The 15453-nt window shown below is 65.0% G+C and carries 14 protein-coding genes; 5 read left to right on the top strand and 9 right to left on the bottom strand.

Annotation, left to right across the window (positions count from 1 at the left end; genetic code table 11):
• Positions 1-4: 4 nt before the first annotated feature.
• The 4 genes from BH683_RS09570 to BH683_RS09555 form a co-directional block, all read right to left on the bottom strand.
• Positions 5-400 (bottom strand): NADH-quinone oxidoreductase subunit A, encoded by a 396-nt coding sequence (locus BH683_RS09570; protein WP_084836006.1) that lies wholly within the window; start codon positions 398-400, stop codon positions 5-7.
• A gap of 262 nt (positions 401-662) precedes the next feature.
• Entirely contained in the window at positions 663-1082 is a 420-nt protein-coding gene (locus BH683_RS09565; protein WP_084836005.1) for a response regulator transcription factor, read from the bottom strand.
• Between the two features lie 42 nt (positions 1083-1124).
• Entirely contained in the window at positions 1125-3284 is a 2160-nt protein-coding gene (locus BH683_RS09560; protein WP_084836004.1) for an MMPL family transporter, read from the bottom strand.
• A gap of 35 nt (positions 3285-3319) precedes the next feature.
• Entirely contained in the window at positions 3320-4900 is a 1581-nt protein-coding gene (locus tag BH683_RS09555) for a long-chain-fatty-acid--CoA ligase (RefSeq protein WP_084836003.1), read from the bottom strand.
• Between the two features lie 146 nt (positions 4901-5046).
• On the opposite strand from BH683_RS09555, the gene BH683_RS09550 reads away from it, so the two are divergent.
• From BH683_RS09550 to BH683_RS09540, 3 genes are read left to right on the top strand one after another with little or no spacing between them, the layout of a single operon-like run.
• A complete protein-coding gene (locus BH683_RS09550) occupies positions 5047-5856 on the top strand; it encodes a crotonase/enoyl-CoA hydratase family protein (protein WP_084836067.1) in 810 nt (269 codons plus the stop codon).
• A complete protein-coding gene (locus BH683_RS09545; protein WP_084836002.1) occupies positions 5792-6979 on the top strand; it encodes an acyl-CoA dehydrogenase family protein in 1188 nt (395 codons plus the stop codon). Before BH683_RS09550 ends, BH683_RS09545 begins: the two co-directional genes overlap by 65 nt.
• Positions 6979-7998, top strand: a complete 1020-nt coding sequence (locus BH683_RS09540) for an acyl-CoA dehydrogenase family protein (RefSeq protein WP_084836001.1) — start codon at positions 6979-6981, stop codon at positions 7996-7998. Before BH683_RS09545 ends, BH683_RS09540 begins: the two co-directional genes overlap by 1 nt.
• 142 nt (positions 7999-8140) lie before the next feature.
• On the opposite strand, the gene BH683_RS09535 is transcribed toward BH683_RS09540, so the two are convergent.
• The 5 genes from BH683_RS09535 to BH683_RS09515 all read right to left on the bottom strand — a co-directional run bounded on the left by BH683_RS09535 (position 8141) and on the right by BH683_RS09515 (position 12206).
• A complete protein-coding gene (locus BH683_RS09535; protein ID WP_084836000.1) occupies positions 8141-9307 on the bottom strand; it encodes a thiolase family protein in 1167 nt (388 codons plus the stop codon).
• Positions 9308-9346: 39 nt separating this feature from the next.
• Positions 9347-10504: an acyl-CoA dehydrogenase family protein gene (locus BH683_RS09530; RefSeq protein WP_084835999.1), complete on the bottom strand. Its 1158-nt coding sequence runs from the start codon at positions 10502-10504 to the stop codon at positions 9347-9349.
• 100 nt (positions 10505-10604) lie between these two features.
• On the bottom strand, positions 10605-11057 hold the full coding sequence (locus tag BH683_RS09525; protein ID WP_084835998.1) for a DUF6764 family protein: 453 nt from the start codon (positions 11055-11057) through the stop codon (positions 10605-10607).
• Positions 11058-11133: 76 nt separating this feature from the next.
• Positions 11134-11709 carry a TetR/AcrR family transcriptional regulator gene (locus tag BH683_RS09520; protein WP_084835997.1) on the bottom strand — a complete coding sequence of 192 codons (576 nt, stop codon included), beginning with the start codon at positions 11707-11709 and terminating at the stop codon, positions 11134-11136.
• A gap of 2 nt (positions 11710-11711) precedes the next feature.
• Positions 11712-12206 (bottom strand): hypothetical protein, encoded by a 495-nt coding sequence (locus BH683_RS09515; RefSeq protein WP_143696025.1) that lies wholly within the window; start codon positions 12204-12206, stop codon positions 11712-11714.
• Positions 12207-12366: 160 nt separating this feature from the next.
• Between BH683_RS09515 and BH683_RS09510 the strand changes: the two genes are divergently transcribed.
• Both BH683_RS09510 and BH683_RS09505 read left to right on the top strand, forming a co-directional pair.
• Positions 12367-12996, top strand: coding sequence for a TetR/AcrR family transcriptional regulator (locus tag BH683_RS09510; protein WP_094647368.1), 630 nt, complete (start codon positions 12367-12369; stop codon positions 12994-12996).
• A 63-nt stretch (positions 12997-13059) separates the two neighbouring features.
• A complete protein-coding gene (locus BH683_RS09505; RefSeq protein ID WP_084835994.1) occupies positions 13060-15408 on the top strand; it encodes an MMPL family transporter in 2349 nt (782 codons plus the stop codon).
• The last annotated feature ends 45 nt before the right edge of the window (positions 15409-15453 follow it).

Genomic DNA, 15453 nt, shown 5'->3' with positions numbered 1-15453 from the left:
GCGGTCAATCCCAGCTGAGCCCGCCACGCCTCCACTCGTAGGCGTAGGCCACCGAGACGTTGAAGATGAACAGCGCCATGGCGATGAGACCGAAGAGGCCGAGGGAGTCGAAGTACACGGCCCAGGGGTAGAGGAACACGATCTCGATGTCGAAGATGATGAACAGCATCGCGGTCAGGTAATACTTCACCGGAATGCGCTGTCCGGTCCCGCTCGCCGCGAGATTGCCGGATCCCAGTCCGCCCAACGGGTTTGGAACAGGTTCGATGCCGCACTCGTATGCTTCGAGTTTGGCCCGGTTGTATCTGCGCGGGCCGACCAGGTTTGCGAGCATGGCCGACACCACGGCGAAGGCGACCGCGATGGCGCCGAGAACGAGGATGGGGACGTAGAGATTCATCGGGTGCGATCCTCCTTTCGCGGGTGAGGCGGGCGGAGGTGGTCGGGGCGATCGGGCGGGTGATCGGGAGTACGTCCGGTCGCGGTGACCACTCAGGGCTGTGTGTGATCTGGAACACACACTACCGGCGATTGTGGCGATGCCGTCGGCGTTATGGGGGCGGCGAAAGGTGCCGATTTGTCATTGCAGTTATCTGTTCTGCTCATAAATGGTGGATGACAGCACAGCGCGTCGACGCACAAGGTTGGGCGCGAGCAACGGATTACGCGGTGGGTGTGAAGATACCGACGACCGCTTCGGTGAGCCGGAAGGGATCGATCGGCCGCGACACCACGGCCTCGGCCTGCGACCAGTTCGCCAGCCACCGGTCTTCGGGGCGACCGGTCAAGACCAAGACGGGCGGGCACGGATCGATCTCGTCCTTGAGCTGTTTCGCGATACCCATACCCCCGGCGGGCGCTGCCTCACCGTCGAGGATCACCAGATCGATGGCGCCCGCATCCATCTCGCGGAGTACCCCCGGTGCGGTGGCGACCTCGACGTAGACGAACGGGGCCAGACCTGACGGTGGATGGTCCCCGAGGGCGGCGATGATCTGTCGACGAACACTGGCGTCGTCGCTGTAGACGAGAACACGCGTGGCATCGAGACGATTGGTCGCGCGTACCGGGGCGTCGGTCACGACGCCGATGCTACTCGCCGGAACACGTCCGTTTACTCGCCTTCAGGATTTCACCAACGATGAATCGTCCGGACTGGTCGGGCCCTCCGGGAGTTTCGCATCCCCTTCGGGGCCTGAGGGTTTGGTCTTGTTCGCGGGCCACCAGAAAGCCCCACGCTGTAGTACGGACAATCCTGGTACCAGCATCGGTGCCATCACCAACGAGGCGAGGAGTACCCCGATCGCCACACCGGCGCCGAGTTCCCTGAGATTGTCGAGGCCGGTGAGCACGAGGGAGGCGAAGGTCAGCGCGAGGATCGTGCCCGAAGCTGCGACGGTGGGGCCGTCGTTGGCAATGGCGATCTCCGCGGCTTTCTGCGGTGAGTGCCCGTTCTGGAATTCTTCGCGTAATCGTTCGGCGAGCAGGATGTTGTAGTCCGTCCCGATCGCGATGACGAAGAGGTAGAGCACGATCGGGGTGGAGAAGTCGATACCGACGAGTCCGCCTCCGTGTAAGAACACGATCACCACTGCTCCGAGAGTCGCAGCGAAGGTGAGTCCCACGCCGAGCAACAGATTGAGTGGGGCGAGTACCGACATGAGCAACAATCCCAGGATCACCCCGACGATCGCGAAGGCCACCGGCATGACGAGCTTGGTGTCGGCCCTGAGTTGAGAGCGGACATCGACGAGCGTCGAGGTCTGACCGCCGACCTCGACCTCTGCATCCGGTACCGAACTGCGTGCGGTGTCGCGGACCGGTCCCTCGACCGTGTCGATGGCGTCGGTCGTGTACGGCCCCTCGGTCAGGATCACGTTCACGAGCGCTGCCGTACCGTCAGCGCTCAGCTTGGGTGGCTCCACTGCTGATACACCGGGCACTTTGCTGAGATTTGTTGCCAGCGTCGCCAATTCGTCCTGTGGAACGGGCCCGGGTGTCTTGACATACACCTGGGTCGGGCTCAGCGCCCCCGGCGGAAGGGAATCGGCGAGCGTGTCGTACGCCTCCTGCGACGGCGTATCCGACGGCATCTCTGCGAGCGTGTCGTATGTGGCCTTGTAACCAGAACTGAAGATGGCCAACACGATGAGCCCGCCGGCGACGATCGCGACCACGATCGCGGGGCGGCGCCCGACGAAACGCCCGAGTGCGCCGTAGGGGGACCGCTTGGAGTCGCGGCCGGGCCCGAGCGGCCAGAAGAGGTGCCTGCCGAGAATGGTGAACACGGCGGGGATCAGGGTCAGGGCCGTGAGCAGCATCAGCGCCACCGCGATGATGAGCCCGGGTGCCATGGAACTCAACGATCCGAGTTTCGCGAGGAACAGAGCAGCGAACGCGCCGATCACCGTCAGGGCGGACGATGCGATGACCCGGCCGACGACCCTGGTCGACAGGGCGATGGCATGAGGCGGGTTGTCGCCCTGCCGGAGCTCTTCGCGGTAGCGGAAGAGGAGGAAGACGATGTAGTCGGTGCCGACGCCGAACAGGACGACGACCAGGATCGCACTGAGCGAGTTACTCACCTCGAAGTCGAAGATGCTCGCGGCCATGGCCGTCACACCCTGCACGGCGGTGAAGACCAGACCGATGACGACGATCGGCAGGATCGCGATGATGGGACTGCGGAACACCAGGCCCAAGGTGAGCAGGATGAGCGCGATCGTGGCGATGGTGATGACCTTCGTGGCGTCGCCGTATGCGGTGACGGTGTCGACCTCGATGGCCGCGTTCCCGGTCAGACCTGCCTCGAGGTCGGTGCCCTCCAGGGCCTTGTCTGCGTCTGCGCGGACGAGCGGTACCGCGGCGTCGACGTCGTCTTCGCCGGGCTGCCCCGCGAAGACGACCTGCAGCGCCGCGACCTTCCCGTCGGGGGAGAACGATTGTGGACTGCCGACGACATCGGTCACCCCGGGGATCTTCTCGTTCTGCAACGTCGTGGCCAGGCTCAGGGCCGTCTGCTGGTCCTGCGGCGACATCGGCGCGCCATCGCTCCGGGAGACCACCAGCGAACCGGTGGCGCCGGCCGTATCCGGAAAATATGCGTTGCCCAGGTCCTGGGCTTTGACCGACTCGAATGAGCTGGGCAAGAAGTCTTGCTCGTTGCCACTCGTGTGATCGTCGAGACTCGGGGAAAAGATCGCGATTGCCACAGTCACGAGGACCCAACCGGCGATCACACGCCATGGATGGCCGACCACGACTCGGGCTATGAATGCGAACATGGGCAGATCTTATTGGCAGCCGGCCGAAGTTGGTCTCAGTTGTTCAACGGCAGCTGCGTTCGCAGCTCTGCCTTGATCACCTTGCCGCCCGCATTGCGTGGCAGTGCGGACATCAGGGTGATGTGCCGCGGACACTTGTACGCGGCCAGACGGTCTCGGCACCACTGCTCGACATCGGCGTCAGAGGGAGGTATCGCCCCGGGCCGGGCGACGATCACGGCATGTGGGACCTCTCCCCATCGGGGATCGGATAGGCCGATGACCGCGACCTCGGCGACCGCCGGATGTGCGGCGATCGTGTTCTCGACCTCTGCGCAGTAGACGTTCTCACCACCCGAGATGATCATGTCCTTGAGGCGATCGACCAGGTAGAGGTAGCCGTCCTCGTCTTCGCGTACGAGGTCGCCCGAGTGGAACCAGCCACCCCTGAATGCCGCTTCGTTCTCGTCTGGTTTGTTCCAGTACCCACTCATGATCGATGGCCCGCGGTAGACGATCTCACCGACCTCGCCGCGAGGGACATCGTTCATCTCGGGGTCGACGATGCGCACTTCGACATTGAGCAGGGGCGTGCCGATCGATCCGATCTTCCGCCGCGCGTCGGCGCCGCGCAGCACGGTCGTGATGGGACAGCACTCGGTCTGCCCGAAGGAGGTGCTCAGTTCCGCGCCTGCGAACGTGTCGATCAGCGAGCTGAGCAACGTCGTCGAGGCGGGGGCTCCGCCCCACGCGATCATCGTCAGCGCGGACAGGTCGCGCTCGGAGATACCCGGCACCGCGCAGACCGCCTGCCACTGCTGCGGTACCAGGAAGCACGACGAGACGCGTTCGCGTTCGAAGAGATCGACGATCCCGGCAGGGTCGAACTCGCGTGAGCCGGCGATCACCAGGGTGCCGCCGAGATACGTCGACTGCAGCACGGCACTGATCCCGCCGATGTGGAACAACGGGGTCGCGACCAGCCACACCCGGCAGGTGGTCGGGATTCCGGAATGGGCGATCCGGCTGGTCACCTGGACGAAGAGATTCTGGTGGGTCAGCACCGCGCCCTTCGGCCTTCCGGTGGTTCCAGAGGTGTACATGATCAGTGCGGGAGTCCGTTCGTCCACCACGGTCTCCACCGGGGTGGCGGACGCCGCGGCCAGTGCGTCGGTGTAGTCGTCGAAGGGCAGACCGGCCGACGTACCCGGGCCGCCGACCACCAGGCCGCCGCGCACGGCGTCCACCGCCGGGAGCGCCGCGGCCGCCACCGCGGTGCAGTGGGTGTCGACGATGAGGAACACGGCACCACAATCGCCGAGCATGTATTCGATCTCCGCGGCCACGCACCGGAAATTCAGCGGTACCGCGATCGCGCCGATCCGGGTGCAGGCGAGGATTGCCGCGACGATCACCGGGTGGTTGTGCGCCAGCACCGCAACCCGATCGCCTGGTCCGACCCCGCGGTCGCCGAGGACCCGGGCCAGACGATTGACCTCCTGGTCCAGCTCGCGGTAGCTGGTCCCGGCATCGTCGTACCGGATGGCGACCGCATCCGGTGTCCGGCGCGCGTGCCGGCCGACCTGATCGCTGAGTGTCATGCCGCCGCCCGCGGTTGGCGAATCCTGAAGCTGCATCCTCCAGTTGTATCGCGATGAGGTGGCTAGGCTGGGACGCCTGCGCTGAAATGGTGGCACGCCGAAGGCGTAGACCTCGTTACCGGGCCGGCCCTGCAGCGGGCCGATCCGCGCCGTACGACCCCCGACACAGAACGGATCGAATGATGTCTGACTCGACCGATGTCGTCCTTGCCCACACCGAGGGGCACGTCACCACCTGGACGTTGAACCTGCCGGACTCCCGAAACCCGATCTCCGGGGACGATGTGGTGACTCGGCTGGTGGAGTTGGTCGAGACAGCGAACACCGATCCGCAGGCTCGGGTGGTGATCCTGACCGGTGCGGGCAGTGCCTTCTCGGCGGGCGGCAACGTCAAGGACATGGTCGACGGTAACGGGATGTTCGGGGGAAAGCCTCACCAGATCTATCAGGGTTACCGGCGGGGCATCCAGAAGCTGGCCCGCGCGGTGTACTCGTGTGAGCTTCCGTTGATCGCGGCGGTGAACGGGCCGGCGGTCGGTGCCGGGTGCGATCTGACGCTGATGTGCGACATGAGGATCGCTTCCACGAAGGCATTCTTCGCGGAGAGTTTCGTCAAGCTCGGCATCATCCCCGGCGACGGCGGAGCCTGGCTGCTGCCGCGCGCAGTGGGCGCTGCCCGCGCCGCGGAGATGGCGTTCACGGGAGATCGGGTGGACGCGAGCACCGCACTCGAGTGGGGGCTGGTGTCCAGGGTGGTCGAACCCGATGAACTTCTCGCCGCCGCTCAGGATTTGGCTGCGAGGGTCGCCGTCAACCCGCCGCATGCCCTGCGGGCGACAAAGCGATTGCTGCGCGAGTCCGGTAGGCAGGATTTCGACGGATTCCTCGAGCTGTCCGCGGCGATGCAGGCACTCTCGCACCCCACCGATGATCACCGTGAGGCACTTGCCGCTTTCGGGGAGCGACGCACCGGACAGTTCACCGGTGAGTGAGCAGCCGTCGCAGGAGCAACTCGATGAGTTGCGCGGCGAGGTACGTGCATTCCTGAACGATTGTGTGGCTGAGGGTGTTTTCACACCTGCCGTCGATTGCTGGCTCACCGGCTGGGATCCGGATTTCAGCCGCATGTTGGCTGAGCAGGGCTGGCTGGGTATGACCATCCCGGTCGAACTCGGCGGTCACGGCCGCGGATTCGTAGAACGTTTCGTCGTCACCGAAGAACTGCTTGCCGTGGGCGCCCCGGTGGCTGCGCACTGGATCGCCGATCGTCAGGCGGCGCCGACACTCGTCCGGTTCGGAACCGATGCCCAGAAGGCCCGTTTCCTGCCGGCCATCACGGCAGGGGAGCTCTTCTGGGCCATCGGGATGAGCGAATCGGAGTCCGGATCGGATCTCGCCAGCGTGCGGACCAAGGCGACCCGGGTCGAGAACGGCTGGCAGATAAGCGGAACCAAGCTCTGGACGTCGGGGGCTCATCTCGCACACGGGTTCTTCGCCCTGGCGCGGACTGAACCTGTCGATCCCGCGAACCGGCATGCCGGTCTCAGCCAGTTCATCGTGATGCTCGATTCCCCGGGCGTCGAGATCAGCCCGATCATCACGATGGGCGGCGACCACCATTTCAACGAGGTGCGTCTCGACGGCGTCTTCGTACCGGACGATCTGGTGCTGGGGACGATCGGCGACGGCTGGCATCAGGTGACGTCGGAGCTGGGATTCGAGCGCAGCGGACCCGAGCGGTTCATGTCGACATTCGGGGTGCTGGCGTCGGCGTGCGACGAGATCTCTGCGGGACGCCTGCCGGCCGACCCCTCGGTGGGGCAACTCACGGCCCGGATGTTCGGTCTGCATCAGCTCTCTCGCAATGTGGCGACCACGCTGTCGCACGGAGAGGATGCCGATGTCGAAGCCGCTGTCGTGAAGATGCTCGGTACCAGGACAGAAGGCGACATCGTGGATCTGTTCGACCTCATGATCGACGACAGCGACGCGGCGAGCGCCGACTTCCGGCGCGAGGTCGACGTGGGCGTGACGCAGAGGCCGGGCTTCACCTTGCGCGGCGGCACCACCGAAGTGCTGCGTGGCGTGATCGCCCGTGGATTGGGGATGCGCTGATGAGCGGCCCCAACCATGAACTCGCTGAGCTGCTTTCGTCGCTTTTCGGTCGCCACGTGGACTCCGACCCGGACTCCGCGGGGATCGATCAGAACCTGTGGACGACCTTGCGCGAGACCGGCCTCGACCGGCTCACCGGTGGTCCCGGCCGGGAGGGCGGCGAGGCCGGATGGGCCGAGTCCGCTCTGCTGCTCTGCGCTGTGGGGGCGAACGCCGCCAGGGTGCCGGTCGCCGAGAACGATGTGCTGGCCGGCTGGCTCCTCGACACGGCGGGCATTACCGCCCGCGACAACCATATTCGCGTTGCGGCGGTGCTGGACTCCGCCGGCCGGGCCGGCGGAGTGCCGTGGGCCGGTGAGTTCGACAGGCTGGTTGTGTTGTGGCGCAACGGAGATGGCTGGAAGGTGTCGGACCTCGCGCGGTCGGAGGTTGGTATCGAGTCCGGTCGGAGCAGGGCGGGCGAGTCGCGTGACGCGGTGGTCGTCGACACCTCTGGGCTGGACGGAACCCCGGTACCCGCCACGGTGGTATCCGAGTATCGCTTGCGTGGGGCCCTGACGAGAAGTCATCTGATGGTCGGTGCCATGAGCCGCATTCAGCAGATCGTCGTCGAACACGCCGGGGCCCGGGTGCAATTCGGCCGTCCGCTGGCGAAGTTCCAGGCGGTGCAGCACATGGTCGCCGACCTCGCTGCCGAGACCGCGCTCGCGGATGCCACGACCGTAGCCGCCGCGGACCTGGCCGCGGCACACGGTTTCGATGACCCGAGAACAGCTCTGGGGGTTGCGGCGTCGAGATCGGTGTCCGGCCACGCCGCCTCGGTGGTGGTACGCAACGCCCACCAGACGCTGGGGGCCATCGGCTTCACCCGCGAGCACGACCTGCACCGCTACACCAACAGATTGCTTTCGTGGAGAGCCGAATACGGATCTGTCAGATCCTGGGACGACGAGCTCACCCGGGCGGCGGTAGACGCCGGCACGAAAGGGCTTTGGCCTTTGCTGGCGAGTGGCGGCTGAGAACTGAAGCGGCACGTGGCCGCGTGAGCGCAGGGGAGGGCCGCGCGTGATGCAGCGAGGAGTGCGACCGCGCAGCGGCCACATGACGAGCGAAGAACGCGCATCATGGCCCGCGACGAAGCGAACCATCAAACACAGGCAGCTAGCAGAGCTCAAGGATCGTGGCGTTCGCCATGCCGCCACCCTCGCACATCGACTGCAGCCCGTACTGAATGCCGTCCGCACGCATGCGGTGGATCATCGTTGTCATCAGGCGCGCTCCGGAACCGCCGAGGGGGTGGCCGAGCGCCATGGCGCCGCCGTCGGGGTTGAGTCGGCTGTAGTCCGCTCCGGTGCTGCGTTGCCAACCCAGGGAGACCGACGCGAACGCCTCGTTGATCTCGAAGGTGCCGATGTCGTCGATCGACATCCCGGCTCGTGAGAGCACTTTGGCGGTGGCGGGGATCGGGCCTTTGAGCATGGTGATGGGGTCGGCGCCGACGACGGATACCGCGTGCACCCGCGCGATCGGGGTCCAGCCGTGGACCGACGCCAGTTCGCTGGTGGTGATCAGCAGCGCCGCCGAGCCGTCCGAGATCTGCGAGGCGTTGCCTGCGGAGATGACGCCGTCTTCTTTGAACGGGGTCTTGAGTCCCGCCAGTTTGTCGATGGTCCCGCCGCGGCGAATGCCTTCGTCGGTGGTCACCACGGTGGTGGTGCCGTCGTCGGCGGTGACGGTGATGGGCGCGATCTGGTCGACGAAGCGTCCTTCGTCGATGGCTGCCGCCGCTTTTTCGTGGGAATCGAGGGCGTGCTGGTCCAGATCGGTTCGGCTCAGTCCGAATTCGTCGGCGATCATCTCGGCGCCGATGCCCTGGTTGAACGCGAAGTTGTCGTAACGCTCGCGAACCATGGGTCCGAATGGCTTTCCGTGCGCACCCTCCGCCTTCGCCGCACCCATCGGCACCCTCGACATCGATTCGACGCCGCCGGCGATCGCGACGTCGTAGTGTCCGGCGATCACCCCGGCAGCGGCGAGATGCACGGCCTGCTGTGATGACCCGCACTGACGGTCGACGGTGAATCCTGGCACCTCTTCGGGCCAGCCGGCAGCGAGTACGGCGTATCGGCCGATGCAGCCTGCTTGTTCGCCGACCTGGGATACGCAACCCCAGATGACGTCGTCGACCCGTGCGGGGTCCAGATTGTTGCGGGCGGCCAGCGCCTGGAGAACTTGGGCCGACAGATCGACCGGGTGGAGTCCGGACAGTCCGCCGCCTCTTTTGCCGACCGGGCTCCGGACGGCGTCGACGATCACGGCATCGCGCATGTGAGTTTCACTCCTGAGTGGTTGTTCCGTCGAGAGAGGCTAGATGCCAAGGGATTTCGCGATGATGGTCTTCATGACCTCGCTGGTGCCGCCGTAGATCCTGGAGACGCGCGAATCGGCGTAGAGCCTGGCGATCGGATACTCGGTGACGTACCCGTAGCCGCCGTGCAGCTGTAGGCACTTGTCGATGACGCGACCGGCACCTTCGGTGCAGAACAGCTTCGCTTTGGCGGCGTCGGCCACCGACAGGTCGCCGGCGTCGTGCAGTTCCAGCGCGCGATCGGCCATGAGGACGATGGCGTCGACCTCGGTCGCGCATTCGGCCAGGACGAACTTCGTGTTCTGGAACGCTGCGAGCGGCTTGCCGAAGATCGTGCGTTCTTTGACGTAGTTGATGCCGTGCCGCAGTGCCGCCTGCGCGGACGCGGATGCCTGGAGGGCGATCGTGAGGCGTTCCTGGGCGAGGTTGTGGGTGAGGTAGTTGAAGCCCTCTCCCTCGTCGCCCAGGCGGTCGGCCACCGGCACCCGGACGTTGTCGAAGTTCAGTTCGGCGGTGTCGGAGGCCTTCAACCCGATCTTGTCGATCTTTCGGCCGACCGAGAAGCCTTCGGATTTGGTGTCGACGCACAGGATCGTCAAACCGGACCGGCGGTTGTCTTCGGTGCTGGCGGCGGTTCGGCAGACCACGAGGATGAGATCGGCGAGCGCGCCGCCGGTGATGAAGGTCTTGCCGCCGTTCAGGATGTAGTGGTCGCCCTCGTCGGACAGCTTCGCCATCGTGGAGATGTTCGCCAGATCGGAGCCTGTTCCGGGCTCGGTCATGGCGATCGCGGTCATGATGTCGCCCGAGACGAATCCGGGTAGCCAGCGTTGCTTCTGCTCTTCGGTCGCGTACTCGACGAGGTACGGGAGGATCAGGTTCGAGTGCACCGAGTACGAGCCGAAGGTGACTCCGGCGCGGGCTGCCTCTTCGGTGACGACTGCGGTGAACTTGAACGTCTTCGCGCCGCCGCCGCCGAACTCTTCCGGCGCCTCGATGCCGAGGATGCCCAGTTCGCCCAACCTGTTGTAGAACTCGCGCGGCGGATGGCCCTGCAACTCCCAGTCGTGGTGCACGGGAGCGACCTCTCGACTGATGAAGTCGCGCACGACTTTACGAAAAGCCTCATGTTCCTCGTCGAACACTGTCCGAAGCACTGCCCCTCCATCCACAGGTGCCCAGGCCGCAACAGTGCGACACAGGTGTGAATTCGAACTTAGAGCACCTGTGGATGAAGTGAGGGCAGTATCGGTTTTCTCAGCCGAGAGGAATCTGCACGGTGCCGTTGTTGAAGCAGCCCTTGCCGGTCTGGAAGTCGCCTGCGAAACCGAGGCCGCCCACGCAGGTCGGAGCGGTTTGGCCGTTCACGGTCACTTCGCCACCGGGGCCGGCGATGCCGATCGAGAGACCGGGGTTGACGCCGGTCATGTTAACTGTGGCTCCTTCACCGATGGCGATGGCAGCGGGGCCGGAGAAGTTGTCGCCCTGCACGCTCGCCTGGCCACCGTCGACGGTGATGGCCAGCGTGAGTCCGGTGGGGCCGGAGCTGACGATGCACTGGTCGGTGGACGTCGCCTGACCGGGAAGGCCTGGACAGATGGACACCTGCGGCGGCGCTGCCGAAGCTGCGGGTGCGGCGGCGAACGCCAGTGCGGCGGTGCCGGCCGTGGCAGCGAGAACACCCAGGGTCGTACGCGCGATTCGAATCATTTGAACTCTCCTCATCATGTGCGGTAAAGCGGGCTCCTGTTATTCGAAGCCGCACCTGATAGGGATGGTTCCTAAACTATTGATTTTCTAAACTACCGCTGACGTTCAACCCGGCCTGCAGCGCTAATGAGTCGAGCATCTGCTGGGCCACCCAACCGAGCGAACTCACGTCGTGGGGCAGGGCCGCTTGCTCGTAGCCGATGAGGATGTAGATCGCCCAGCTGGCGAACCCCTGCGCCTTCTCGACGTCACCGAGCAGGTCGAACGCCGATTCGTAGACGATCGCGTAACGGTTCTTGTCTACTTCTTCCTGGATCGGCCGGACCTCGGGGCTCACACTGCTCCAGGTGCGGATCGCCGCTTCGGCGCCGTGCGGAAGGGCCAGACCCACCTGGATGAGCAGGCTGACCCGCTCGAAGGGGTCGGTGATCGCCCGGGCGGCCTCCATCTGCCTGACCGTGCGGGTCTTGAGCCAGTACTGGAGTAAAGCCTCGGTGTAGGCGCCCCAGTTCTTGAAGAAGTGGTAGAACGACCCGGTGGTGACACCGAGACGGTTGCACACCTCCGAGAGCTTCAGGGCTCCGTAACCCTCGTTGGCCAGGATGTCGAGCCCGGTCTCGAAATATGCGTCGCGCGACGCCGGTGTTCCCATGGCTATTCGATCGAGAATCCGAAGGCGTCGCTGCCCTTGGTGCAGCGTGACAGCACCCCGCGGGTCTGCGACGGGCCACAATCCCAGCCGCTCACCTGTTGGGGACTCCCGGTGGCGATCTTCGGGCCGTATTCCTTCGCGATCGGCATAACCACAGCGCAGTCCACAGAACCTCCAGGAAAGATGATGACGTGCAACGCACCGTCGGGGCCGTTCACAGTCTCGCATCGGGTGCCCTCGACGTCGGGCAGTTTCTTCGAATCGGGTATCGACGTCGCGGGGGGAAGCGAGGGGCCGGGCACCGCGGGGGCGTTGGAATTCTCGGCGGATGCGGTACGGCTCGGGCTGGGGTCGGTCGTCGCCGCCGAAGCGGGTGGCGACGTATCGGAAGGCGTTTCCGAGGCAGTCGAATCATCGCCACCGCAGGCGGTCAGCGCGGTCACCAGGCCGCCGACCATCAAAGCACTTCCGACGAACCGGGGTAGGCGTGTGCGCATGGGGACAACCGTATCGAACGAATCCCGCGTCAGTGACCGATGGTGACCGTGGCGGTCATGTGTGACGCCGGTCATTGCCGAGCGAAGCAGTGACTGATTCGACAAAATTGCACCCCAAGGAAAATTTGCAGTGTTCTGCAATTTCCGTACGCTGGCAGTCATGCAGCAGATGGGTCTACGTGAATCGAAGAAGGCGGCCACCCGGCTGGCCTTGGCGACCGCGGTGCTCCGTCACGCGGCGGACCGCGGGCTCGAGTCGGTCTCGGTGGACACGGTTGCGGCTGAGGTCGGCGTCTCGACCCGGACGTTCCACAACTACTTCTCGGGCAAAGAAGACGCACTCATCTACTTCGTGGGTGTGATGCTCGAGCGCCTGGCCGAGCTCATCGAATCGCGGCCGGCGACAGAAGTGCTCTGGGACTCGGTCGAGTACGCGCTGACCGAGATCGCCTGCAGCCCCGACGCCGAGCCCGGACAGTTCATGACCCTGATCCGGCTGCTCGAGAGCGAGCCGGCCCTGGCTGACCACCACACGCACGACGGGGTGGTCTCCGAGCAGAAGGCCCGGTTCGAAGGGGTCATCAGTGCTCGCGGACAGCAGACCGAACTGGGTCTGATCGAACGACTCGTCTTCGCGAACGCGGTCGGCACCTTGCGGGTCGCGTTGGAGATGTGGACCGAGGGCCTGGTCCCGGCGGAGACAGATCTGCGCACGTTCCTCGGTGAAGCCTTCCGACTCACCAGGAGTGGCCTGGCCGGACCCGTTCCGGCGGCGCCCCACCCAACCTGAGATCGCGCAAGCGACCTCAAGCGACAAACCTCCCTGTACGACCAAGAACGGAAGGACCAGCACGTGGCCACTTATCTCTATCGGATAGGCAGATGGGCCTATCTGAACAAATTCAAGATGATCGCGATCTGGTTGCTGGTGCTCGTCGGGATGGGAGTCGCCGCCGCGACTCTGTCGAAGCCCACGTCCGAGAGCTTTTCGATCCCGGGTATCCCGTCGGAAAAAGCCCAGAACCAGATGATCGAGGCCTTCCCCGAAAAGCCCAAGTTCGACGAGAACGTCAGCGTCAAATACGTCATCAAGGCTCCTGGTGGCGCGGCACTGACCGAGCCCCGGTATCAGGGCGCGATCAACACCATGGTCGAGCAGATGAAGCAGTTCGACGGGGTCAAGGCTCCTGAGGAGTCGATTGCCAATCCGTTCGACACCTTTGGGACGCAACAGAATCCCGGTCCCGGTCGCGACGCGATCGTGCAGTACCAGGAACAGACCTTCGGCAAGACGCCGGAACAGGCCCAGGCTGATGCGCAGGCGAGCTCACCGATCAACGCCGATGCCACCATCGCTCAGCTCGGTGCCGCCTTCGATGTCGAGGCAGCAGCAGACGTCTCGTCGACGGCTCACACCCAGATGGAAGATGTGGCCAACTCGGCGCGCGACAGTGGTCTGACGGTCGAGATGTCGGGTACGGCGTTGCCGCAGCCCGCGATCGGGTTCACCTCCGAGCTGATCGGCATGGGCGTCGGAGCCATCGTGATGATCCTGACCTTCGCCTCACTCGTGGCCTGGGGCATGCCGCTCATCACCGCGCTCATCGGCGTCATCATCGGCATGCTCGGTGTCACCGCGGCGACGTTCTTCTTCGACCTGAGCTCGGAGACCCCGATCCTCGCGACGATGATCGGGCTGGCGGTCGGTATCGACTACGCCCTGTTCATCGTCTCGCGGTACCGACATGAGGTGCACTCGTCGAAATCCCGGGCCGAGGCGGCCGGTAAGGCCGTGGGCACAGCCGGTTCGGCAGTGGTCTTCGCCGGTGCCACCGTGTTCATCGCCCTCGCGGCACTGTTCATCGTCAACATCCCGTTCTTGACCGCCATGGGACTGGCAGCAGCCGGCACCGTGCTGGTTGCCGTGTTGGTTGCGTTGACCCTGCTGCCCGCGATCCTGGGGATCTTCGGCAACAAGGTGTTCGCCGGACGGCTCAAGTTCCTCAATCCGCCGGACGTCACGCCGCACGACCCGGCCCGTCGCCACAACGGTCAGCGCTGGGTCAACCAGGTCGTCAAGCGTCCCGCGATCTTCGTGATCGGGTCGATCGTGATCCTCGGGCTGCTCGCCATCCCGATCGGCGGACTCAAGCTCGGCCTGCCGAACGACGGCAACGGCGACCCCAGTACCACCCAGCGCAAGGCCTACGACCTGGTCGCCGAGGGCTTCGGTCCGGGCCAGAACAATCCCTTCGTGGTGGTCGCCGACGGTAGCGGTATCGCCGACGAAGGCCAGCGGATCGAGGCCTTCAACGGCCTGGTGAACCAGATCAAGGGTGTCGACGACGTCGCCACCGCCGTGATCAGCCCGGGTGACCTCAACGAGTCCAAGGACACCGCGATCATCTCGGTGCTCCCGGCCAGCGCTTCCGGGGACGATGCGACACAGCAGTTGGTCAAGGACCTGCGCGGGCTCGAATCGACGGTCACCGAAGACACCGGGCTGACCTACGGGGTGACCGGCCAGACGGCCATCGAGATCGATGTGTCCGACCAGTTGTCCTCGGCACTCATCCCGTACCTGATCGTCGTCGTCGGACTGGCATTCATCTTGCTGATGATCGTCTTCCGGTCGATCCTGGTCCCGCTCACCGCAGCGCTGGGCTTCCTGCTCAGCATCGGCGCAACCTTCGGCGCCACGGTGGCGATCTTCACCAACGGTGACTTCGGTCTGGTGGGCAACCCGCAACCGCTGGTCAGTTTCCTTCCGATCATCCTGATCGGGATCGTGTTCGGTCTCGCGATGGACTACCAGGTGTTCCTGGTCAGTCGAATGCGTGAGGCGTACGTACACGGAACCCCGGCCAAGGAGGCTGTGGTCAGCGGGTTCAGCCACTCGTCTCGCGTGGTGGCCGCTGCCGCAGCCATCATGATCTCGGTGTTCGCGGCCTTCATGCTGCAGGACATGGTCTTCATCAAGGCAATCGGGTTCGCGCTCGCGGTGGCGGTCGTCTTCGACGCCTTCATCGTCCGGATGACCCTGATCCCGGCAGTGCTCGCAATGCTCGGTGACAAGGCCTGGTGGCTTCCGAAATGGCTGGACAAGATCCTGCCCGACGTCGACATCGAGGGCGAGAAGCTGAACAAGACCCTCGCCGCCGAGCAGGAGAAGTTCGACGAGCGCGAGGCAATGAAGGTCTGATCGATCGCCGAGCGTTTTGCCGGGCAGGGCCACTGACTGGGAAGA

The sequence above is a fragment of the Williamsia sp. 1138 genome (assembly GCF_002095435.2).
Taxonomy (GTDB): domain Bacteria; phylum Actinomycetota; class Actinomycetes; order Mycobacteriales; family Mycobacteriaceae; genus Williamsia.
The sequence above is the reverse complement of the archived record's forward strand: the minus strand, read 5'-3'. Positions and strand labels throughout refer to the sequence as shown.